The 21,276-nt window shown below is 73.7% G+C and carries 17 protein-coding genes; 5 read left to right on the top strand and 12 right to left on the bottom strand.

Going from position 1 to position 21,276, the window contains the following annotated elements:
• The first annotated feature begins 28 nt into the window (after positions 1-28).
• Positions 29-208, top strand: a complete 180-nt coding sequence (locus ABZW32_RS11850; protein ID WP_266845971.1) for a hypothetical protein — start codon at positions 29-31, stop codon at positions 206-208.
• 344 nt (positions 209-552) lie between these two features.
• A complete protein-coding gene (locus ABZW32_RS11845) occupies positions 553-1,332 on the top strand; it encodes a crotonase/enoyl-CoA hydratase family protein (RefSeq protein WP_356214403.1) in 780 nt (259 codons plus the stop codon).
• Between the two features lie 194 nt (positions 1,333-1,526).
• On the opposite strand, the gene ABZW32_RS11840 is transcribed toward ABZW32_RS11845, so the two are convergent.
• Positions 1,527-1,874 (bottom strand): hypothetical protein, encoded by a 348-nt coding sequence (locus tag ABZW32_RS11840; protein WP_356214401.1) that lies wholly within the window; start codon positions 1,872-1,874, stop codon positions 1,527-1,529.
• A gap of 112 nt (positions 1,875-1,986) precedes the next feature.
• The gene (locus ABZW32_RS11835; protein ID WP_356214399.1) at positions 1,987-2,664 is read right to left on the bottom strand and encodes a macro domain-containing protein; all 678 of its coding nucleotides are present in this window, start codon (positions 2,662-2,664) and stop codon (positions 1,987-1,989) included.
• A 194-nt stretch (positions 2,665-2,858) separates the two neighbouring features.
• Here ABZW32_RS11835 and ABZW32_RS11830 point away from each other — a divergent pair, with 194 nt between their 5' ends.
• The gene (locus ABZW32_RS11830) at positions 2,859-4,481 is read left to right on the top strand and encodes an ADP-ribosyltransferase domain-containing protein (RefSeq protein ID WP_356214397.1); all 1,623 of its coding nucleotides are present in this window, start codon (positions 2,859-2,861) and stop codon (positions 4,479-4,481) included.
• 343 nt (positions 4,482-4,824) lie between these two features.
• Positions 4,825-6,138 (top strand): hypothetical protein, encoded by a 1,314-nt coding sequence (locus ABZW32_RS11825; RefSeq protein WP_356214395.1) that lies wholly within the window; start codon positions 4,825-4,827, stop codon positions 6,136-6,138.
• 58 nt (positions 6,139-6,196) lie between these two features.
• Here the strand turns inward: ABZW32_RS11825 and ABZW32_RS11820 are convergent, their stop codons facing one another.
• The gene (locus tag ABZW32_RS11820; RefSeq protein ID WP_356214393.1) at positions 6,197-8,314 is read right to left on the bottom strand and encodes a transglycosylase domain-containing protein; all 2,118 of its coding nucleotides are present in this window, start codon (positions 8,312-8,314) and stop codon (positions 6,197-6,199) included.
• A gap of 259 nt (positions 8,315-8,573) precedes the next feature.
• Here ABZW32_RS11820 and ABZW32_RS11815 point away from each other — a divergent pair, with 259 nt between their 5' ends.
• On the top strand, positions 8,574-9,713 hold the full coding sequence (locus ABZW32_RS11815; RefSeq protein WP_356214391.1) for an amidase domain-containing protein: 1,140 nt from the start codon (positions 8,574-8,576) through the stop codon (positions 9,711-9,713).
• Between the two features lie 93 nt (positions 9,714-9,806).
• Here the strand turns inward: ABZW32_RS11815 and ABZW32_RS11810 are convergent, their stop codons facing one another.
• The 9 genes from ABZW32_RS11810 to ABZW32_RS11770 all read right to left on the bottom strand — a co-directional run.
• The gene (locus ABZW32_RS11810; RefSeq protein WP_356214389.1) at positions 9,807-10,466 is read right to left on the bottom strand and encodes a LuxR C-terminal-related transcriptional regulator; all 660 of its coding nucleotides are present in this window, start codon (positions 10,464-10,466) and stop codon (positions 9,807-9,809) included.
• Between the two features lie 380 nt (positions 10,467-10,846).
• Complete coding sequence (locus tag ABZW32_RS11805; protein ID WP_356214387.1) at positions 10,847-13,660, bottom strand: AAA family ATPase; 2,814 nt, start codon at positions 13,658-13,660, stop codon at positions 10,847-10,849.
• 144 nt (positions 13,661-13,804) lie between these two features.
• Complete coding sequence (locus tag ABZW32_RS11800; RefSeq protein ID WP_356214385.1) at positions 13,805-14,458, bottom strand: DUF4389 domain-containing protein; 654 nt, start codon at positions 14,456-14,458, stop codon at positions 13,805-13,807.
• Positions 14,459-14,551: 93 nt separating this feature from the next.
• Positions 14,552-14,854 (bottom strand): DUF1876 domain-containing protein, encoded by a 303-nt coding sequence (locus tag ABZW32_RS11795; protein ID WP_356214383.1) that lies wholly within the window; start codon positions 14,852-14,854, stop codon positions 14,552-14,554.
• A gap of 75 nt (positions 14,855-14,929) precedes the next feature.
• A complete protein-coding gene (locus ABZW32_RS11790) occupies positions 14,930-15,646 on the bottom strand; it encodes an LmeA family phospholipid-binding protein (RefSeq protein ID WP_356214381.1) in 717 nt (238 codons plus the stop codon).
• Positions 15,643-17,892, bottom strand: a complete 2,250-nt coding sequence (locus tag ABZW32_RS11785) for an MMPL family transporter (protein ID WP_356214379.1) — start codon at positions 17,890-17,892, stop codon at positions 15,643-15,645. The genes ABZW32_RS11790 and ABZW32_RS11785 overlap by 4 nt, the downstream gene beginning before the upstream one ends.
• Positions 17,893-18,036: 144 nt before the next feature.
• Positions 18,037-19,410 carry a HAMP domain-containing sensor histidine kinase gene (locus ABZW32_RS11780; RefSeq protein ID WP_356214377.1) on the bottom strand — a complete coding sequence of 458 codons (1,374 nt, stop codon included), beginning with the start codon at positions 19,408-19,410 and terminating at the stop codon, positions 18,037-18,039.
• A complete protein-coding gene (locus ABZW32_RS11775) occupies positions 19,407-20,093 on the bottom strand; it encodes a response regulator transcription factor (protein WP_356214375.1) in 687 nt (228 codons plus the stop codon). Before ABZW32_RS11775 ends, ABZW32_RS11780 begins: the two co-directional genes overlap by 4 nt.
• A gap of 145 nt (positions 20,094-20,238) precedes the next feature.
• The coding region (locus tag ABZW32_RS11770) for a substrate-binding domain-containing protein (protein ID WP_356214373.1) at positions 20,239-21,276 on the bottom strand (1,038 nt) is incomplete at its 5' end.

Raw genomic sequence — 21,276 nt, 5'->3', positions numbered from 1 at the left:
CGGCGGCCGGGCTGGTCGCATCGAGGGCATGAAGGATCCTTTCGGCTGTGACGACCCGTCCCTCCTGGCCCCGGGCGGTGCCGGAGACGACCGCGCGGCCGCCCGCCGCACGGTCGCCGCCCACGCCACCGACCCCGCCGAACTCCTCCTGCTCCTGGACATGCTCGGCCTGCACCCCGACGACGACCCGCCCGGAGCCGCCCGATGACCACCTGACGAGGGCGCCGCCCCGGGCCCGTCCCCCCGTTGTGCCGGGCTCGGCAGCTCGCCCCGGCGCGCGCGGGCCTCACCCGTCCGGGTGGCAACGGTGCTGCTCCGGGCGGTGTCTGACGGTGTGCGATCCGGTGTATTGTTGGCACTGTTCCTGCGGCCGAGAACCTCGGTCGTGAGACCGGCGTTGGTGGTCCAAGGAAAGACACCCCACTTCCCGTGGGGGAATGCAGGTGCAAGGCCTGCCCAGCGCTCGATCAAGGCCCCGGCCTCCTCATGGAGACCGGGGCCTTTCGCTGTGGCACGATCACCCATCATCAGTGTCCGTGGGAGGGGTGCGGGGTGGACGAGAAGGCGACCGTGCGGATCGAGCGGGACGGGCCGGTGTTCACGGTGGTCATCGCCAGGCCGGAGGCGCGCAATGCCGTCGACGGCCCGACGGCTGCCCGACTGGCCGATGCCTTCCGGGAGTTCGAGGCCGACGAGGACGCGGCCGTCGCCGTGCTGTGGGGCGAGGGCGGCACGTTCTGCGCGGGCGCCGATCTCAAGGCCGTCGGCACCGGGCGCGGCAACCGGGTCCTCCCGGACGGCGACGGCCCGATGGGCCCCACGCGGATGCGGCTGGGCAAGCCGGTCATCGCGGCCGTCGCGGGCCATGCGGTCGCCGGTGGCCTGGAGCTGGCCCTGTGGTGCGACCTTCGGGTCGTGGAGGAGGACGCGGTCTTCGGGGTGTTCTGCCGGCGCTGGGGCGTACCGCTCGTCGACGGCGGCACGGTGCGGCTGCCGAGGCTCATCGGGGAGAGCCGGGCGATGGACCTCATCCTCACCGGCCGGCCGGTCGGCGCGGCCGAGGCCCTCGGCATGGGGCTGGCCAACCGGATCGTCCCGCCGGGCCGCTCCCGCCCGGAGGCGGAGGAACTGGCCCGCCGGATCGCGGGCTTTCCCCAGCTGTGCCTGCGCCACGACCGCCTCTCGGTCCTCGACCAGCACGGTCTGGGCGAGAGGGACGCACTCGCCGCCGAGTACCGGCACGGGATCGTCCCGCTCCGGGCCGGAGAGACCCGGTCCGGCGCCGACCGGTTCGCGGCCGGCGCGGGGCGGCACGGCTCGTTCGAGGAGTGAGCGCAGGGTCCGCCGGCCCGGGTGCCCCCGCCCGGCAGCGGTCCGGCTCCTTCGGCGCCCTGCCGGTCCGGCGCGGCGCCGCAGGGACGTGGTCCAGGGACGGCCCCCCACCGGCTCCTTCGCCGGGATGATCGCCGGACCTGTTCACGGCATCCGCAGTGGTCCCGGTCCGTTGATCGGGGCCGGTCCCCGCGTCAGCCCTTCTTCGCCCTCTCCGCCGTGGCGGCCACTCTGCGGCACCAGCGGATCACGAGCAGCAGCAGGCCGACCAGGGTGACCACCCAGAGGGCGGAGAAGGCCCAGATCTGGGCGGGGGAGGAGGTGGCCACGGCGCGGACGAAGAACACCGCGCAGACCAGGCCGAAAACGGCGGTGCACGCGCCGAGCCAATGCTGCCGGGGCCAGTCCCGGGCCGAGGACCAGGGACGCAGCCCGCGGTGCAGGGTGCGCAACCGGCGGTCCAGGAGCTGCTCGGTGCGCAGCTCCTGCTCGATGCCGTTGAGAATCTCCAGCTCCCGCCGGGAAAGCTCAGGGCCGTCCATGGCACCGCCCCCGTCCTCCAGAGGTGTGCCCATTGTCCCTCGCCCGGCGACTCCGCGCGTCCCCGGCCGCCTCGGCGGGCGGTCAGAGGCGGTCAGAGGCGGTCAGCGGCCGTCAGGGGCGCCGGGCCGGGCCCCGGGGCGGCGTGATGCGTATGGGCTCCCCGGCCGGAGCGTTCTCGATGTCGTCGAGCTGTGCGATCACGGTGCGGCGCAGGTCCTCGTAGTCCGCGAAGGAGTGGTCGTTGAAGAGGGTGTGGCCGGTCCACATCAGGTTGGCGCACACCCCGGCCGGGACCCGGCCGGTCCGGGCACCCATGCCGACGAGAGCCACCGACCGGATGCTGCCGGGCGCCAGCTCGTTCTGCCGGTGGACCGCCTGGAACGCGGCGGCACAGGCCAGGGCCACATTGAGGGTCTCGCTCACGTCCTGCGAGGACGTCTCCATCGTCGGCGTCGAGATCAGGAACCTCGGATTGACCGCCCCGGAGGGCACGCACACCGCGCTGCCCACCGGCAGGCTGCCCCCGAACCCGTCGCGGATGGCCCGCTGCACGCGCAACTGGATGCCCGCCCCCAGGTGCCGCTTGACGGCCGCGTCGACCCCGCCGTCCATCTGGCCCCGGGAATTGGTCGGACTGACCCACGCGTCGACCACCTCGTCGAGGATCGAGCCCGAGCGGATCTCGACGCCCGGTGTGCCGGCGAAGGCCGCGCGCCACGCCTCCACCACTTCGGCGTTGAGGTCGGTCAACACCACCCTGAGCGACGACTGCGCTCGGTCCACGGTCATGGTCCACTCCCATCGGGATACGGTTTCTCCACTGCTCACGACGTTAGCGCCCCCCACTGACAACGCCCGCTGCGGAAGCGCGCAGTGACGTACCGTCACGGTCGGAACCCCTGTGAGGGGCCACTGTCAGGGGCCGTTGTTAGCCTGCCGCCACCCCTCCCCAGCAGGCTTCTCTCATCCGGAGTGACTTCACCATGCGCGACGACAACGCCCCGGCCGCACCCGACACCGACGACCCGCTGGCCCTCGCCGAACTGTTCGAAGGCGGTGGCGAACCGTGGCTCCCGCTCCTGAAGCCGGTCATCGAGGCGCAGCCCGACGCGGCCGGCTTCATCGGACCGGGCCGCGACCCGCAGGTCGTTCCCGTCCGCGAACTCACCTTCCAGGCGCTCAAGCCCCACCCGCCGCACAAGTGGAAGGTGGTGGTCTTCGGCCAGAACCCGTACCCGCGGCCGGAGAGCGCCACCGGCATAGCCATGTTCGACAACACCTTCCACGACTGGAAGGACAGCCGCTTCGGCCGGGTCGTCAGCATGCGCTGCATCATCAAGGCGGCGGCGATGTGGAAGTACGGCATCCCGAAGAAGACCCCCATCGCCGACGTCCGCGCACTCCTCCGGGAACGGGACACCGTCCAGCCGCCGGAGTGGTTCCAGGCCATGCTCACGCAGGGCGTGCTGCTGCTGAACGCCGCGCTCACCGCCGACGCCGACGGGGCGACGGGAACCGACCGCCACACCGCCTTCTGGCGCCCGGTCGCCGAGGGGATCGTCGAGGAGATCCTCCGGGCCAAACAGAACGCCGACGAGGAGGACCGCGGAGTCGTCTTCGCGTGGTGGGGCGCCCACGCCCGCAGCCTGAAGAAGGCCGTCCTGCGCCTCCAGGAGAAGTACCCGGAGGTCGAGGTCCGTCACATCGACCACTCCAACCCCGCGGCCCAGGGCGACGTCTTCTGCGAGGGCGACCACTTCGCCGTGGTGAACGAGGCGCTCGCGTCGGTCGGTGCCGTCCCGGTCGACTGGCTGCCGAGCGAGGGGTGGAACGAGGCCGCGGCCACGTCCGGCGGGACCGATGGCGAGGGCGGCGTCGCCGCGCGCATGGGCGCCTTCATCACGTCCACGATGGAGCTGCACCAGCTCTACCTGGACCGGCTCGCGGGGGTCAAGGACGAGGGACTCGTCCTCCCCGCCCTCACCGGTGTCTTCGACACCCCGCTCATGGGCTTCCACGAGGCACTCGCCCCGGTCGCCGAGCTGCTGCCCTCCCTCGACCGGCACCTCCGGCTGTCCCACGAGTTCGCCGGGCGACGGGCGCAAGCGTCGCCCGGCGGTCTGTCCGCCGACGCGATCGCCGCCCTCCACCTCTACACCTGCGAGTCGGCCTTCTACCGGGAGATCAACGCCGTCCTGCGCACCCCGGACCGGTCCAGGGTCGTCCCGTACCTCCCCTACCTGCGCCTTTTGTTCTCGGCCGTGTCGCGGCTTCCCGTCCGCACGGAGCCGCTGTGGCGCGGGGTGTCGCTCGACCTGCGCGCGCAGTACCCGCTCGGCCGCACGGTGACCTGGTGGGGGGTGTCCTCCTGCACGCCCGAGCTCGGTGTGGCCAAGGCCTTCCTCGGGGGCCGCGGCAAGCGGACGCTCTTCGAGGTGGTCCCCCTGCGGGCGGTGGGCATCCGCGAGTTTTCCGCGTTCACGGCCGAGGAGGAGTTCATCCTCTCGCCGGGCACGCAGCTCAAGGTGACGGACGTCCGGACCGAACGCGGTGGCCTGTGCACCGTACGGCTGACCGAGCTGGCCGAGCAGACCCTCGTGTCCTGAGCGGGCGGGGGCGGCGGGCAGGGGCTGGTCCGGAGGGTGACGGACGAGGGCGCCGGGGCCGCTCCGCCGGCGCGCATCATGGCATGGCCCGGGGCGGAACCGGAGGGGGAACGGTCGGTACCGGCCATGTCCGCGGACCCGGGGGCGATCCCCGCCCGCGCGGGTGGGCGGGGCCCGGCGGATCCCCCCGGCGGGGCCCCGCGGTGCGGTCGGGGGCTGTGGGTTGGCTGTGAAGCGACGTCGTTGACGGACATGGGTGCGGGAGCTGTGCCGACAAGTTCTATATTCGTACGAACCATCCATGCGCGGCCCTGCTGCGGTGATCAGGGGGGATACGACAGCGATGGCCGAGACCGACCTCGCTCCGCAGACGGGTGCGGAGTCCCGCAGTGCCCGTAAGGAGCGCAAGGAGCGCCGCAAGGCGCAGAACCGCAAGCGCCTGGGGATCGGCGCCGCCGTGGTCGCCCTGGGCGGCGCGGCCGCGTACGCCTTCACCCTGAGCGGCTCGGCGGGCTCCACCGGCCGCGACGCGAACTTCGCGGCCCCGGCCCCCTCGAACGGGGTGAAGGGGCCGGAGGAGCCCTGGGACGGCAAGGTGAAGGTCCTGGGGGACGGCTCCACCTCGAACACGGGGCCGCAGCCGGGCCAGCTCAAGCCCGAGAAGCTGAAGCCGGGCGAGAAGCCGCCGCAGTTCGTGGTCTTCTCCTGGGACGGCGCGCTGGAGGGCGACGACCACCTCTTCTCGCACTTCCGTCAGGTGGCCAAGGACAGCAACGCCCACATGACCTTCTTCCTCACGGGCATCTACCTGCTGCCGGACGCCAAGAAGATGCTCTACCGGCCGCCGCAGCACGCCCAGGGCGCCTCCGCGATCTCGTACCCGACCGTCCCGCACGTGAGGACCACGCTGGAGCAGCTGCGCGGTGCCTGGGCCGACGGCGACGAGATCGGCTCGCACTTCAACGGGCACTTCTGCGGTCCCAAGGGCGGCGGGGACTGGAGCGTCGACGAGTGGAAGAGCGAGATCGACCAGCAGTACTCCTTCATGAAGAACTGGAAGACCAACACCGGGTTCACCAAGGAGGCGCCCCTGCCCTTCGACCCGGACCGGGAGATGGTCGGCGGCCGGGCCCCCTGCCTGGAGGGCCAGAAGAACCTGCTGACCGCGATCAAGCCGTACGGCTGGCGCTACGACGCGAGCTCCTCCGGGGACTTCCAGATGTGGCCGTCCAAGCTGCAGGGCATATGGAACTTTCCCCTCCAGCTCGTGCCGCTGCAGGGCAAGGAGGCGCAGGTCCTCTCCATGGACTTCAACTTCCTCTACAACCAGTCCGGTGACGCCACCCAGGGAGACCCGACGAAGTTCGCGGCCTGGCAGACGCAGACCCGGATGTCGTACCTCAACGGCTTCAACCGGGTCTACAACGGCAGCCGGGCGCCCATGTTCATCGGCAACCACTTCGAGGACTGGAACGGCGGCATCTACATGAAGGCCGTCGAGGACGTCATGAGGGACGTCTGCCCGCGCCAGGAGGTCCGCTGCGTGTCGTTCCGCGAGCTGTCGGACTGGCTCGACGTCCAGGACCCGAAGGTCCTGGCCCAGCTGCGGATGCTCGACCCGGCGCAGGCGCCGGACTGGAAGAAGCTGATCAAGTAGCGAGGCACGTCGCGGGGCGGGTCACGGGCGGGCGGCGCGTGGTGCGCCGCCCGCCCGGCTACTTCACTGCCTTGACGTAGTCGGCCCAGAGCCGCACCGCGCGCTCGCTGCCGGGAGTGCCGGGCGCGTCACCGCCCAGCCCGGTCAGCGGAAGCGGAATCAGGTCGGTCAGCGACATCCGGTAGACCACGACCGCCGTGGACTCCTGCCCGGTGTTGGCCACGAACCAGCCCGCCGTGTTCGCGGCCGTCGTGCCCGTCTTGCCGGCGGCGCCGGGGCGGGTCTTGCCCGCCGTCTTCGCGGACCCCTCCGTGACGGCGTCCCGCAGGGCCTCCGTCACCGTGCGCGCCGTCTTGGCGGACATCGCCCGGACCGGCTTCGGGGGGTCGATCGGCACGGCGGCGCCGTTGCGGCTGACCGAGCGCACCGAGTACGGGTCGGTGTGCATGCCGTCCGCGGCGAAGGTCTCGTAGGCGCCGGCCATGCGGATCGCGCTGGGCGTCGAGTTCTCCCCGAGGGCGAAGGTGGGGATCCGCGGGCCCAGGCTCGACGCGAGCAGCCCCGAGCGCTCGGCGAACGCCTCCGCCCGGTCGAGGCCGACGTCGAGGCCGAGCTGCAGCATGGGGGTGTTGACCGAGTCGGCGACGGCCTGGCGCAGGGTCACCTGGCCCCAGTTGCGCCCCCCGTCGTTGCGCCCCTTGACCACCTTGCCGCTGCGGTCCCAGTAGGGGCCCTCGGGCGTCTGCACGGTGACCTGGTCGTTGCCGTCGTAGGTGGCGGTGGGGGAGAGGGGCGTACGGGCCTTGCCGCGCGTGCGCAGCACCCCCTCTTCGAGCCCGGCGGCGTACACGAGGGGGGTGAAGGCCGAGCCGGCCGGGATCGTCGTCGCGTTCGACTCGTTGAAGCCCTGCTTGAGGTAGTCGGGGCCTCCGTACACGGCGAGCAGGCGCCCGTCGGGGGCGACGCTCGCCGCGCCGATCTTCGCGTGCTTGTCGGTGTCGGGGCGCTTCTCCGCGTCGAAGCCCTTCTGGGCGTTCTGCACGGCGGCGGTCAGTGCCGTCATCCGGGACTGGTCGAAGGTGGTGTAGACCTGGTAGCCGCCGAGGTCGAAGTCGGAGTCCTTGATGTGGCCGGACTTGACCGCGTACTGCTTGGCCAGCTCCACCAGGTAGCCGGTCTGCGCGCCGGGGGTGCCGGAGAGGGAGGTGCCCGAGGGCTCGGGGAAGGTCTTGTACGTGGCGCGCTCGGCGGCCGATATCTGCCCGGTCGCGACCATCCGGTCCAGGATCCAGCTCCACCGTTCGACGGCCCGCTCGCGGTTCTCCTTGCCGAGGGCCGGGTCGAACAGGCCGGCTCCCTTGAGGAGCGAGGCGAGGAAGGCGCCCTCGCTGGCGTTGAGCTGGGAGACGTCCTTGCCGTAGTAGGCCTGGGAGGCGCGCTGGATGCCGTAGGTGCCGCGGCCGAACCAGCTGGTGTTGAGGTAGTCCTGGAGGATCTGCTTCTTGGGCTTCTGGTTGTCCAGCTTCACCGCGAGCAGGAGCTCGGTGAACTTCCGCGAGAGGGTGCGTTCCTGGCTCAGGTAGGCGTTCTTCACGTACTGCTGGGTGATGGTCGACCCGCCCTGGGTCTCGCCCCCCGTCACGGCGGCGCGTACGGCGCGCAGGACGCCGGAGGGGGAGACTCCGGGGTCCGAGTAGAAGCTGGCGTTCTCGGCCGCGAGGACGGCTCCCTGGACCTTCGGGGGCACCTTGTCGAGCGGCATCTCCTGCCGGCTGACCCAGCCCGTCCTGGCCATCGTGGAGCCGTCGGCCCAGTAGTAGATGTTGTCCTGCTGCTTGGCGAAGGAGTTGAGGTCGTCGGGTATGTCCGTCGTGGCGTACGCGATCGCGACGAAGCCGACCATGCCTGTGAAGGCGTAGAGGCACGCGCCCAGCCACTGGCGCCACGAGGGGGCCCAGCGCCGCCAGCCGGTGCGGCCGGGCCTCGGGTAGGCGGGGCGCAGGCGCCGCAGCCACGGGCGCGCCGCGGCCACGGCCCTGGTGGCGGCGGAGGTGGCGGCGGCGACGAGCGCCGGGGGGAGGGTGATGCGCCGACGGGCCGTCGCGCGGGGCTTGCGACGGGAACCGGAACTTCCGCGACGGCCCGAGGGGGCGCCACCGCCGTTGTCCGGAACCACCCTTCTGTCCCGCGATCGGCCGCTTCCGGCCTTTTCCTGCCTGCCCACTGCGCATGCCCTTTCTGCTGCTCTTGCCCCACACCCTAGAGGCACTTGCTGTGGGGTCGCCCAGCGACCGAACGTGTCCGTTTCCGTACGGGTGAGTAGGGAAACGTGCCGTGGGTCCGGCCGCACAAACGGAATGGAACGAAGGGGTCGTCAAGTTGTGCGAAAATTCCGTCCCTCGGTTCGAGTGGACCGGGTGACAAGGGGAAAAATAGTGATACCAAAGAGGTTCAGGCTCGCCGCCGGCGCGGCCCTGACCGTGGGCGTGGTGACCGCAGGTCTGCTCGCTTCCTCCGCGAGCGCGGAATCCGGCCCCAAAGCAGCCGACCGCAAGACGGTCGACACCTTCGGGCGCCTTGCGAGCGACGTGCTGTCGCAGCGCTCCGATGCCCTGGTCGAGGACCAGGGAGGGCATCGCAATTCGGGGCGTAACGCCGCGAAGAGCCGCATGTCGGCCCAGCTGGCGAAGGACGAGGACTCCGCACTCTCGTCGCTGAAGTCCCGCCGGACCCGGCTCGCGGACCTCGGTGAGGCCTACACGAAGGCCGACACCAAGGTGACCGTGGAGAAGGCCACGGTCACCGGCGGGAAGGCCACCGTCGAGGTCACCGAGCAGACCGTGCTCACGTACAAGAAGCTGCGCGGGGACGAGCCGGCGACGACCGACTTCCGGACCCGGTACGAGCTCAAGCTCACCAGCAAGAAGGGCGGTGCCTGGGAGCTGAACTCGATCAAGTCCCAGGAGAACGGCCCGGTCGCGGTGAACGAGCCCGTGGCGGCCAAGGCGAACGTGGTCAAGGACGACGGCAACCAGTACCCGGACGGCACGCCCGCGTCCACCAAGTACCCGGCGCCGGCGAAGCCCAAGGCCAAGACCGGCGGAGCCTACGACTACGCCGCCATGGCGAAGTACGCCGAGAAGTACTGGAGCAACTACAACCCGGCGTACCGGAAGTTCTCCGGCGCGGGTGGTGACTGCACCAACTTCATCAGCCAGGCGCTGAAGGCGGGTGGCTGGAAGGCCGTTCCGGGCTCCACCTCGGACTACCGCAACTGGTGGTACGACGGAGCCAAGCAGTCCGACTCCTGGGTCGGCGCGAACGAGTGGGCCTGGTTCACGCTGTCCAACCAGCGGGCGGCCAACCTGGCCAACGTCTACCAGACGGACGTCGGTGACATCGTGCAGGTGGACTTCAACAAGGACGGGTCCAAGGACCACTCCATGATGGTGACGTACCGCAGCAGCGCGGGCATGCCCTACGTCACGTACCACTCCACGAACACCTACCGGAAGTCGCTCGCGAGCCTCATCGCGTCCTACCCGGACGCGGTGTACTACGCGTACCGCACCTGACCGGTGCTCCCCGGCCCCTGCCGTCGCGGAACCCCGCGACGGCAGGGGCCGGTTCACGGCGCCCCCGGCCGGCGGACCCCGCCGGGCACGGGGCTAGATGTAGCCCTCGCGCAGCGCGTAGGCCACGGCGTGGGCGCGGTTGCGCAGTTGGAAGCGGGTCGTCACGGTGTGCAGGATGTTCTTGACCGTGCGCTCCGAGTACGCGAGCTCGACCGCTATCTCCGCGGTGTCCATGCCGTCGGCCACCAGCCGCAGGACGTCGACCTCCCGCGGCACCATGCCCAGGGCGACGGAGGCGGTGCCCTGCCCGCCGGCCTTGCCGTCCTGGAGCCGCCCCATGTGGCCGATCAGCTGGGCCAGCAGATCGGGCGGCAGCTCGCAGCCGCCCCGTTCGGCCGCGAGGACGGCCTGGTGCAGCCGTGGCCCCGTGGCCTCGCGGCGCCACAGGATCGTGGTCACCCCGCACGCGACGACGTCCAGCAGTTCGGCCTCCCGGATCCGGTCCAGGACCAGCACCACCCCGACCTTCTCGGCCCGCACCAGCCGGGACAGCCTCGACAGGACCGTCTCGTCGAAGGCGTCGGCGATGAGCACGGCGACGTCGGCGCCGTCCTGCCGGGGGTCGTCCACGAGCGCGATCTCCGGGTACTGGCGAAGGTGGCTCATCGCTCCGGCCCGGGTGATCGGGTCCGGGGCGTGAAGGGCGACCGCCACCCGGCGGGAGGTACGGACGTCGTCGACGAACTGCAGCACGGTGAAGAACTCCTTTTCCCACGACCGGCTCCCACCCTTTCCCATCGGGCGGGGCGCGGCCATCGTGGTCGACCACGAGATCGGGACCACGACCACGGGGAAGGCGCTGCGACCGCCGTGCGGACACGTCCGGATCGCAGGCTATCCGCGGCCCGCGCCCGCGCGCCCCGACGACGAGGGCAGAGCCGGCGCCCTCGCGGGCAACGAAAGGGCGCGGTGGTTTCCCTCCGGTCTGCCCTTCCCGTACTGCCCCCCGCGCCCGCCCGCTCCTACGCTCGTGGGTGTCGTGGGGTTTCCCCCTGATCACCACGACGCCGGTTCGGCCGGTCCGGCCGTCAGCCGGTCCGGCCGGTCCAGCCGGACGAGTGGGCCCGGTCGGCTCAGCCGGTCGTGCCGAGGGCGACGGCCAGGTCCCCGCGGCGGATGCCGAGCTTGCGGTAGCAGTGCGTCAGATGGGTCTCCACCGTCCGCACGGCCAGGTGCAGCAACTCGGCGATCTCGACGTTGCTGTGGCCGGCCGCGGCCAGTTGCGCGATCCGGCGCTCACTGGAGGTGAGCGCGGCGGTTCCGGTGTGCCGCGTCCGCCGGGGGCGGGCCCCGCAGTCGCGCAGGGCCGCCCGCGCGACGAGGTTCATCCGTACGGCTCCCGTCCGTTCGGCCCGCTCGACGGCCTCGCGGAAGACCGCGCGGGCCCGCCGGCTCTGACCCGAGTCCTGCAGGGACCGCCCGAGCGCCACCAGGGCGGGCAGCAGCTCGGGCAGCGGCTCCGCCGTGCCGCGCAGCAGCTCCACCGCCTCCTCGACCAGTTCCAGCCCGTGCCGGCCACCGAGCGCCACGCCCAGGGCGCGCAGCGCCCGGCCCACCGCGCGGGGCGTTCCCCAGGCGCGGGCCAGCCGGAGCTCGTCCCGGGCCAGCACGGCGGCCCGCTCCGGAGACCCGAGCGCCACGTGGCAGTCGGCGGCGGCGGAGCGCCACGGGGTGACGATCGGGCTCTCCACCTCCCTGGCGGACTGGCGCCTGCCGCACTCCAGGAGGTCCGCGAGGGCGCGGTCGGGTTCGTCCGACGCCATGTGCAGCAGACCCCGCGCGTACAGGAACTCGTTCCACTCCCACGAGCCGTGCGCGCCCCCGGCCGTCACGGCGTAGGCGAGGCGGCGGGCTTCGGCGAGCCGCCCGGTCTCGGTCAGGGCGATGATCGCCTGGGCGCGCAGATGGGCGTTCTCCGTGCCGGGCGCGGCCAGGTCGCCCGGCAGGACGTCCCACAGCGCGGTGTCGGCCAGCAGCGCGGCGTACCGGCCGCGCATCACCTCGGCCTCCGCGGCGACGCTCAGCAGGCTCTGGTGGCCGGGGTGCAGCAGGTTCGGCGTCCGGCAGGCGACGAGCCCCCGGGCCACCAGCCGGTCCGCCTCGGCCAGTTCGTCCGCCCACTGGGCCAGCGTGGCGGCCGACGCGTAGAGGTACGGTTCGAGCAGCGGGTCCAGTGAGGTCCGCGTCAGCGACCGGACCCGCTCCATGACCTCGGCCGCCGACAACCGGCCGGCCGTCGCGCCGTGTTCGGTGAGCAGGGCCCTGGCGGTGGGGGCGATCCCGTCGGGAGCCTGCTCCTCGATGCGGCGCAGTCCGGCCACCACCCGCAGCCAACTGTCCCCGTCGTGCGAGGAGATCAGGGCGGTCGCCGCCTGCACCGCGTGTGCGAGGTCGGTCGAGTCGGCGAAACCCTCCGCGAGTTCGGCCAGCACGTCCAGGGCGGTGTGGACCTCGCCGCGGGCCACCAGGGCCGTACCGAGCGCGGTGGCGGCGCGGACCCGCCCCGAGGCGGAGCGTTGCAGACGCAGGGCCTCCGCCAGGTGGCGCACTCCGCAGGCGCGTTCGTCCCGTACCTCCAGACAGCCCAGCTGGATGAGGGCCTCGCTGCGGCGGACGACGGACAGCGGTTCGCGCAGCGCCCGGCGCAGGCAGACGATCGCCTCGTCGGCCCGCCCGTCGCGGACGGCCTTCGCCGCGGCGCCGGCCAGCGCGTCGGCGGCCCAGGGAGCGCCCACGGCGGGTATCGGCAGCAGGTGGCGCACCACCGCCTCCTCCGGATCGCCCCGGTGGTGCAGCAGTTCGGCCGCGCGTCGGCGCACGTCCGCGCGGCGGTGCCGTTCCCACGTGCCGCGTACGGCCTCGTGCAGCAGCGGGTGGGCGAAGACCGGCCGGCCGCCGCGCGGGTCGACGCGCAGCAGCCCCTGACGGGTGAGTTCGCCGGTCCAGCCGCGCACCCGGGACGGGTCGATATCGGTCACGGCGACCAGCAGCGCCAGCGCGTCGTCCTCGTCCTGGATCTCGGCGAAGGCCCGGACGGCGTCCGCGGTCTCGGCGCCCGCGTCGTGCAGCCAGCGGAGCACCGCGCAGGTGAACGCGCCGGGACGCAGGTCGGCGCAACTCCCGGGCAGACGGGCCGGGAGGGGGCCCCCGGCGGCCGTCTCCCGCAGGTCCGTGAGGAGCGCGTGCAGCAGCATCGGGTTGCCGCCGACGGCGCCGACGCACTCCTCGGTCAGGGTGTGCGGCGCGTCGTCGCCGAGGACGGAGTGCACGAGGGTCCGGGCGGCCGCCGCACCGAGCGGGGCCAGCAGGCAGATCTCGTCGGCCGGAACGCGGCAGGCGTCGGTGAACGAGGGCCGCGGCAGCACCAGGTCGTACTGCCACCGTTCGGTCACCGCCAGCACGACCGGCAACCGGTCCAGACGCCGCGTCACCTGGGCGAGCCAGCGGCGTGACACCGCGTCCGCCAGGTGGACGTCGTCCACGGCGAGCAGCACCGGCCCGGACGCGGCCCGTGACCGCAGCAGGCTCCACAGTCGGGACGGCAGGTCGGCGCCGTGCAACGACCCGCCCCAGTCGTCGACGTCCTGCGGGCCTTCGCAGGGACCGAGACCGTCGAACAGCTGCAGCACCACGCCGAAGTCGACCCCGGCCTCCTGGAGGGAACACCGGGCCCTGAGGACCGTCGTCCCGTGACGCTCCGTGTCCCGGGCGAGGGCCCGCAGCGCGGAGCTGCGTCCGCTGCCGCTGGCCCCCCGGATCACCACCGTGCCCCCGGCTCCCGCCCCGGCCCGTCTCACCAGCGCCCGAGCCCTCGCCGGCGGCTCCGCACGCTCCCGCAGCACGGTGGAGGAGGTGTGGGCACGGTCCCGGAGGGCGGGGCTCGGCATGGGAACTCCTGGACGTTCAAGGCACGCTGCGTAACGGGAGTGACAATTCTGTCTGCCGCTGCAGGACGTGCGAAATCCCGGAGCCGCTCCGCACCCCCCTGTGAACTGCGTCTCATGCCCGCCCAGGCCCCGGACGGACGCCCGTCAGCCCGTGGTGGGCCGCTCCTCGCCTCCCATGTCGAGGCGGAAGGGCGGGTACCGGTCCGTCATGAGGGTGGCGTAGGCGGTGACGCGGAGCACCCAGCGGTTGAGCCCGATCACCAGGTCGAACAGGTCGCGCGGGTACTTCTCGGTGAAGGCCAGGGTGACGACCGCGATGAGCGCGAGGAGCCCGATGAGGCCGCCGGGGCACCAGCCGCCGTGCAGGGCGCCGGTGAAGATGCCCGCCACGAGGTACTGCGGGATGGCGAGCAGCCACCACTTCACCAGCACCAGCCCGCGGGACAGGTGCTGCGGGTAGGCGATGTCGAGCCGTGCCGGGTAGTCCGGTTCGGGGCCCAGGCTGAAGGGCGGGTACCGGTCGGTGCCGAGGGCCCCGTACGCGTAGTAGGAGACCCGCCAGGACCAGCGGAGCACCCCGAGGTTGAAGTCGAACAGGGCCCTCGGATAGCGCTCGGTGAAGAGGATCGCGAAGAAGGCGACCACGCTCACCCCGAAGAAGGCGATCCACAGGAAGGCGAGCACGATGCAGTGGGGGATCGCGAGGAGCCACTTCACCAGCCACATCCAGCGGGACAGGGGTGCGTCCAGTTCGGCCGTCACCGTCACCGGCCGGTGGGCTTCGGCGGCTGCAGTCATGGGGATCACGCTTTCGGTCGTCCGCGGGCCCGGCGGGCGCGCCCCGGCTCCGGTCCGGGGCCGGGCGCGTTCCCACGGGGCCGGGTGTTCGGGTCAGCCCTTGCCCGGTGCGTCGTCCGGCCAGCCGTAGCCGGTGCGCGGCCGTTCGGGCACCGCGCCCATCGCGGCCAGGTCCCGGTCGGCGGCGCGCATCAGCTGGCCGGCCAGGTCGCGCATCGCCCGGCTCGCCGCCAGCTCGTCACCGATCGCGGCGACCTCCACGTCCTGCGGGTTGCAGCGCGCCTTGCCGCGGCCCGTCATGATGGACGTCCCGTTGTCGAGCACCGCGCGCGCCGTGGTCGTGCCGCTCTCCTCGTCCAGGTAGACGCCCACCTGCCACTGTTCGGCGTGTGTCATGACGTGCCTCCTCACGCCCCGGGTCCCTCTCCCCTCCAGCATCCCTCCGCGCGGGTCCGGGCGCGCCCCGGGCCGTCAGGCGGCGGGAAGGGGGCCGGGGCCGCCCTCCAGGGACACGTGCAGTCCGTCGGCCCGGACCTCGGCGGCGGTGGCCCTGAGCCCGAGGGGGTAGGCGGCGCGCGCGTCCGGACCCGGCCCGAGGCCGTCCAGGCCGAGCCGGCCGGCGGGGACGGTGCGGCCGAAGACGGTGAGCCCGTCTACGGCGAGGGTGACCTTGCCGTCCGCGAGGGCGGGACGCAGCGTCAGCCGTCCCGCGCCGCCGGGGCCGACGGCGGCGAGCACCGTGCCGGCCGCCGGATCGGCCGTCACCGAGGCCACGGTCACCGCGGGCGCGGCGGCCCGGATCGCGTCGGCGATCGCCCCCGGGGAGACGGTCACCTCGGCCCGTGTGCCGCCGACGGTGGCCCGCCCGCCGAAGCGGACGTCGTCGAGCCGGGCCCGTACGCGGACCCCGGACAGGCGGCCCACGCGGGCGTCGTCACTGCCGACGTCGAGCCGGGGGATGCTCCCGTGCGCCAGGTCCCACAGGGCCCAGTCGCCACCGACGCCGACCGTGAGGGCGTCACCGAGTCCCGGGGCCGCCTTCGCGACACGGTGGCGGATCACGGCGCCGGCCGCGGACTCGGCCGCACCGGTCGCGGCGACGGCCACCGCGGCCACGGCGCACGTGACGGTGAGGAGCAGGTGGCGGCGCAGGGCCGCCCGGGTCCCGGCGAGGGGGACGCGCTTCATCGTCGGTCTCCGGGAAGGGGTGCGGGAGCGGCTGCGGGGACGGCTTCCAAGGTGGTCTCGGGGGCGGGCGCCGGGGCGGGGCCCTCCGGGTCGAGCCGGGGCAGGAGCCGGTCCAGCCGGTCGGGGAGCCACCAGTTGGCGCGCCCGAAGAGGTACATGGACGCCGGCACCAGGAGCAGGCGGACCACGGTGGCGTCGAGGACGACGCTCACCCCCAGGCCCAGGGCCAGCATCTTGACGGCGACGTTCGTGGAGAGCAGGAACGCCAGGAAGACACTGGTCATGATCAGCGCCGCGCAGGTGATGACCCGGGCCGTGGCGGCGAGACCGGTGGCCACGGCCAGGTGGTTGTCGCGCCGGTGCAGCCAGACCTCGCGGATCCGGGCGAGCAGGAAGACCTCGTAGTCCATCGACAGCCCGAAGACGATCGCGAACATCATCACCGGCACGTACGACTCGACGGGCACCGGCTCGGCCACCCCGAACAGCGCCCCGCCCCAGCCCCACTGGAACACCGCGACCACCACCCCGTAGGCGGCCGCGATCGAGAACAGGTTGAGCACGGCCGCCTTGAGGGCGATCAGCGGGCTGCGGAAGACGGTGAGCAGCAGGAGGAACGCGGCCACGGCCACCACGCCGACGATCCGGGGCAGCGCGCCCGCCAGGGTGTCGGTGAAGGTCTGGGTGGCGGCGGCGGTGCCGGTGACGTAGCCGGTGGCACCGGTGCCCGTCAGGGCCCGCGGGACGGTCTCGTCCCGCAGGGTGTGGATCAGCCGGGCGGTCGCCGGGTCCCGCGGTCCGGTGGCGGGGGTGACCGTGGACAGCAGCAGGGCCCCGTCGGGGCCGGCGACCGGGGCCGTCACGGAGGCCACGCCCGGTACGGCCGCCAGCCGCCGCCCGAGCGAGGCCGCCAGGTCCTCGCGGCGGGCCGGGTCGGCGACCCGGCCGCTGTCGAGCTGGACGACGATCGTGAGCGGGCCGTTGGCGCCGGCACCGAAACCCTCGGTGATCAGGTCGTACGCCCGGCGGTCCGTTCTGGCGGTGGACTGCGCCCCGGCGTCGACGTGCCCCGGCCGCATGGACGCCGCCGGGAGGGCGAGGACGCCGAGCAGGAGCAGACCGGCGGCCAGGAAGACCCGGGGGCGCCGGGCGACCCGGAGGGCCCAGCGGTGCCAGACGTCGGACTCCCCGGCGGGCTCGGCGACCGGTGTGCGCACGTGGAGCCGGTCGACGCGGCGGCCGAGCAGACCCAGCAGCGCGGGCGTCAGCGTCACCGACGCGGCGGCGGCCACGACCACGCCGATCCCCGCGGCGACGCCGAGGGTCCCGATGAAGCCCACGCCGGACACGCACAGCCCGCCCAGCGCCATGGCCACCGTGGCCGCCGCGACCAGGACGGCACGGCCGCTGGTGGCGACCGTACGCCCGACCGCGTCGGCCGGTTCCGCCCCGGCGTGCAGCAGGGCCCGGTAGCGGGTGGTCAGGAAGAGGGCGTAGTCGACGCCCACGCCGAGGCCCATCATCGCGGCCAGCGTCGGGGACGCCCGGGCGAAGTCGAACGGCCCGGCGAGCAGGCCGAGGGCGCCGAGACCCACGGCCAGGCCCAGTACGGCCGTCAGCAGCGGCAGCCCGGCCGCGGCCACGCTGCCGAAGCCGACCAGCAGCACCACTACGGCGACGGCCAGCCCGATGCCCTCCGAGACGCGGTCGGCGGATCCGGCCGCGGCCAGTTGCCCGAGGGGCTCCCCGTACTCGACGGTGACGCCGTCCGCGCGCAGCGGCTCCACGGCCGCGTCGACCCGGGCCAGGTAGGAGGGGTCGAAGCCCGCCGGGTTGCCGTCGAAGCGGACCGTCACCCGGGCGGTGTCGCCGCGCGGGGAGACCGCCCCGGGCGTGCTCAGCGGGTCGGCCACCGACAGGACGTCCGGGAGCCGGTCCAGGCCGGCCACGGCCGCCGCGACCGCCTCCCGGTGGGCGGCGACCGTACCGCTCGCGGTGTGGAGCACGAGGGGGGCCGCCGTGCCCCCGGCGCCGGTGGTGTGCGCCTCGATCAGGTCGGCGCCGGTCTGGGCGCCGGTGCCGGGCAGGGAGAAGCCGTCCGCGAAGGTGCCGCCCCAGGCGTGGTCGGCGGACGCGAGGCCGGCCAGGAGCAGGACCCACAGGGCGACGATCCGCCAGGCGTGCCGGGCGCACCAGCGCCCGCTGCGGTGCAGGAGTCCGGGCCCGCCGGACGGTGCGGTGTTCATGGGTCCCACGGTGCGGGGCCCGGGTAAGGGGATCATTGGCGCATTGTTCGGGGAACGTACGGGCCCGCGCGCGCCGCCGGGACCAAGGACGGCGCGCACGGGCGCCGACGCACCGCCGCGGCGGGCCTCAGGCCGGTCCGGGCCTCAGGCCGGGCCGGGCGTTCGCGGGAGGGCGACCGTGAAGCAGGCGCCGCCCTCCGGGCCGTGACCGTCGGCCCGGAGGGTGCCCCCGAGACGGCCGGTCAGCCGGTGGGCGAGGGCCAGCCCCAGGCCGCTGCCGACCGGGCGGGTGTCCCGGTAGCGCGCATGGAGGGCCCCGCTGTCGAAGGCGACGCGTACGTCGTCCTCGGTCAGGCCGGGGCCGCCGTCGCGGACCTGCACCTCGGCCCCGCCGCCCGGGGCCGCCCGCACGGCGAGGACCACGGGCGCGCCCCCGGGCGTCACCCGCAGGGCGTTCTGCACGAGCCCGTCGACCAGCTGCCGGACCCGGAAGGCGTCCGTCTCCACGACGACGGGCGGCTCCGGCCGCTCCACCCGCAGCTCGACCCCGGCGCGCGCGCCGGGCCCGGCCCAGAAGGTGGCGGCCTCGGCGACGACCGCGCCCAGGTCGGCCGGGGCCACCTCCAGGCGGAACCCGTCCGCCTCCAGCCGGGCAAGGTCCAGCAGGTCCGCCAGGAACCGGTCCAGCCGGCGCGTCTCGCCGGCCAGGACGCCCCCGACCTCGGGCAGCCGCTCCGGCTCGATCAGGCCGTCGGCCAGCGCCTCGGCGTACCCCTGGAGCGCGGTCAGCGGGGTCCGCAGGTCGTGGGAGACCGACAGCAGGAACTCCCGCTGCCGGTTCTCGCTGCGCGCCAGAGCCGCGTCCAGGACGTTGAGGGCGCGCCCGATGTCCTGCGTCTCCCGCGGCCCGTCGACCGGGGCCGGTACGCCCCGCTCGCCGTCGGCCAGCCGGTGCGCGACCCGCGCGGCCTTCACGAGCGGACGGGCGATGCGGCGCGCCATGAGGGCTCCGGCCAGAGCCGCGCCGAGCATGCCGACGACCAGCGGCACGATCACGCTGCGCCGGATCTCGTTCGTGTTCCGCGTGACGACCGCGTACGGCTCGGTGAGGACGACCGCGCCGCCGCCCACGCCCGGCCGCCCCACCAGCAGCACGTCCTGACCGCCGAGGACGGCGGTGGTGGAGACGGGTTCGCCGGCGAGCAGGGCCGCCTTCACGGCCAGGCCCACGGCCGGGGTGGCGCCGCCGCCGACCCTCCCGTCGGCGGAGACCACCGCGAGCTCCACCCCGTTCGGCCCGCCCAGCGCCTGGGCTCCGTTGAACAGGGCCTCCGACAGGACGGGCAGCCGGCCGAGCACCGTGGCCTGCCGCGCCAGCTGGTCGCGCTCGCGCCGCTCGGAAGCGTGCGCGGCGCTCTGCCAGGCGACCAGCCCCGTCAGCGCCACCGCGAGCGCGGCCACCGCGGTGGTCAGCACCACGATGTTGCGGGCCAGCGAGCCGCGGCGGGGCCGGGTCACGTCCGGGGGTCCGTCGCGCTGTAGCCGACGCCGCGGACCGTGCGGATCGGGCTCGCGTCCCCCAGCTTGGCGCGCAACTGGGACACGAACACGTCGACCATCCGGGTGTCGCGGTAGCCGGGGTACCCCCACACCCGCGCCAGCAGCTGTTCCCGGGTGAAGACCTGCCCCGGGTGCCGGAACAGGTGCGCCAGCAGGTTGAACTCGGTGGTGGTGAGGTCGACGGGTTCGCCGTCGCGGAGGACGGTGCGGCTGACCGGATCCAGGCTGAGCCGGCCCACGGTCCCGGCCGGCCGGCCCGGCGGCCCGGCCGCCCTGCGCAGGACCGTCTTGACCCGGGCGACCAGCTCGCGCGGCGAGAACGGCTTCGTCAGGTAGTCGTCGGCGCCCAGTTCGAGGCCGAGGATCCGGTCGGCCTCCTCGCCGCGCGCGGTGACCAGCAGGACCGGCGTCCAGTCGCCGGCGTCCCGCAGGGCCTTGCAGAAGGCGATGCCGTCCAGCCCCGGCAGGCCGATGTCCAGCACGATCGCCACCGGGTGCATCCGCCGCGCGGCGGCGAGCCCGGCGGTCCCGTCGGCCTCGACGTGCACGCCGAAGCCCTCCCGCGCCAGGTAGAGCCGTTGCACGTCGGCGATGTGCCGCTCGTCCTCGACGACCAGCACGAGGCCCCTGGACTCCGTCATCACTTCCCCTCACGCGCGGCGAACCCCGCCGATGCTAACCGCGGAGCCCCGGCCGCCCGGCGGGCGCGCCGCCATCCGTACGTTCCCCGAACATTGCGGCCTTGCGCCCCCCGCGCGGGCGCGGGCGGACGGGGAGGGGCCCCGGTCACGAACCGGAAGGGGCCCAGATCCGCCGGTACGCCTCGCGGTAGCCGGCCGGGTCCCAGGACGTGAGGCCACGGCTGTTGGCGGCGGTGGCGATGTGGACGGGGGCGACGTACCCGCTGGCGGGCCGGCCGGCGAAGGCGCGGTTGAACTCGTCGACGATCTGCCAGCCCTGCTGGGACAGCGGCTCGGGGACGGTGGCCGCCTGGAACTGCCCGCTGTTGATCCGCTGGAACGCGGAGGGGTCGCCGTCGCCCGCGCCGATGTTGAAGGGCGGCCCCGAACCCGGTGCGCCGGCCGCGCGCAGTGCCGGGGCGGCGTCCGAGAAGTAGAGGTCGTTGATGGCGACGGAATCCGTCCACCGGTCCCCGAAGCGGGCCAGGAGGGAGGAGACCTCCTGGGGGGTGCGGCTTCCGGCGTCGGGGATGGGGATGTTCTCGTACGCCAGGAGCCGTACGCCGGGACAGCCGGCGAGCTGCTTCTTGATCAGTTCGGCCTTGTTCCGGGCGAAGGGGATCGAGTCGTCGGTGAAGACGACGACCCCGCCGTTGCCGCGGGAGCGGGCGATGATCCAGTCGGCGCTGATCCGGGCCACGTCCTCCACCTTCGTGGTGACGTTGGTGAAGAGGCCGGCGCTCTCGTTCGGGCCGGGGGAGCCCACCGCGTGCCAGCCGACGAGCGGAATGTGCGCGGCCCGCGCCTGCGCCACCTGCTGGGAGGTCAGTGCGGGGTCGAAGCCGCCGATGACGATGCCCGAGGGCTTGAGGGTGACGGCCTGGCTGAAGGCCGCCTGGATCCCTGCGGGAGTGCCTCCGCCGTCGATCACCCGGACCTTCCAGCCGATGGCGTCCGCGGCTTCCCCGATGCCCTTCGCGACGCCCGCGACCCCGGGGTTGGTCATGGTCTGGGCGACGTAGACGAGGGTCTTGCCGGGTACCGCCGCGGGCCCGGTGGTGGGGCCGGTCCAGGTCGCGTCGGTGTTCTCGGCCCGCCGGACGGCGGCCCCGGCCCGCGCGAGGGCGGCGGGGCAGCCCGTGGC

It is taken from the genome of Streptomyces sp. NPDC004667 (assembly GCF_040609475.1).
GTDB lineage: Bacteria > Actinomycetota > Actinomycetes > Streptomycetales > Streptomycetaceae > Streptomyces.
This window is presented reverse-complemented; position numbering and strand designations above follow the sequence as displayed.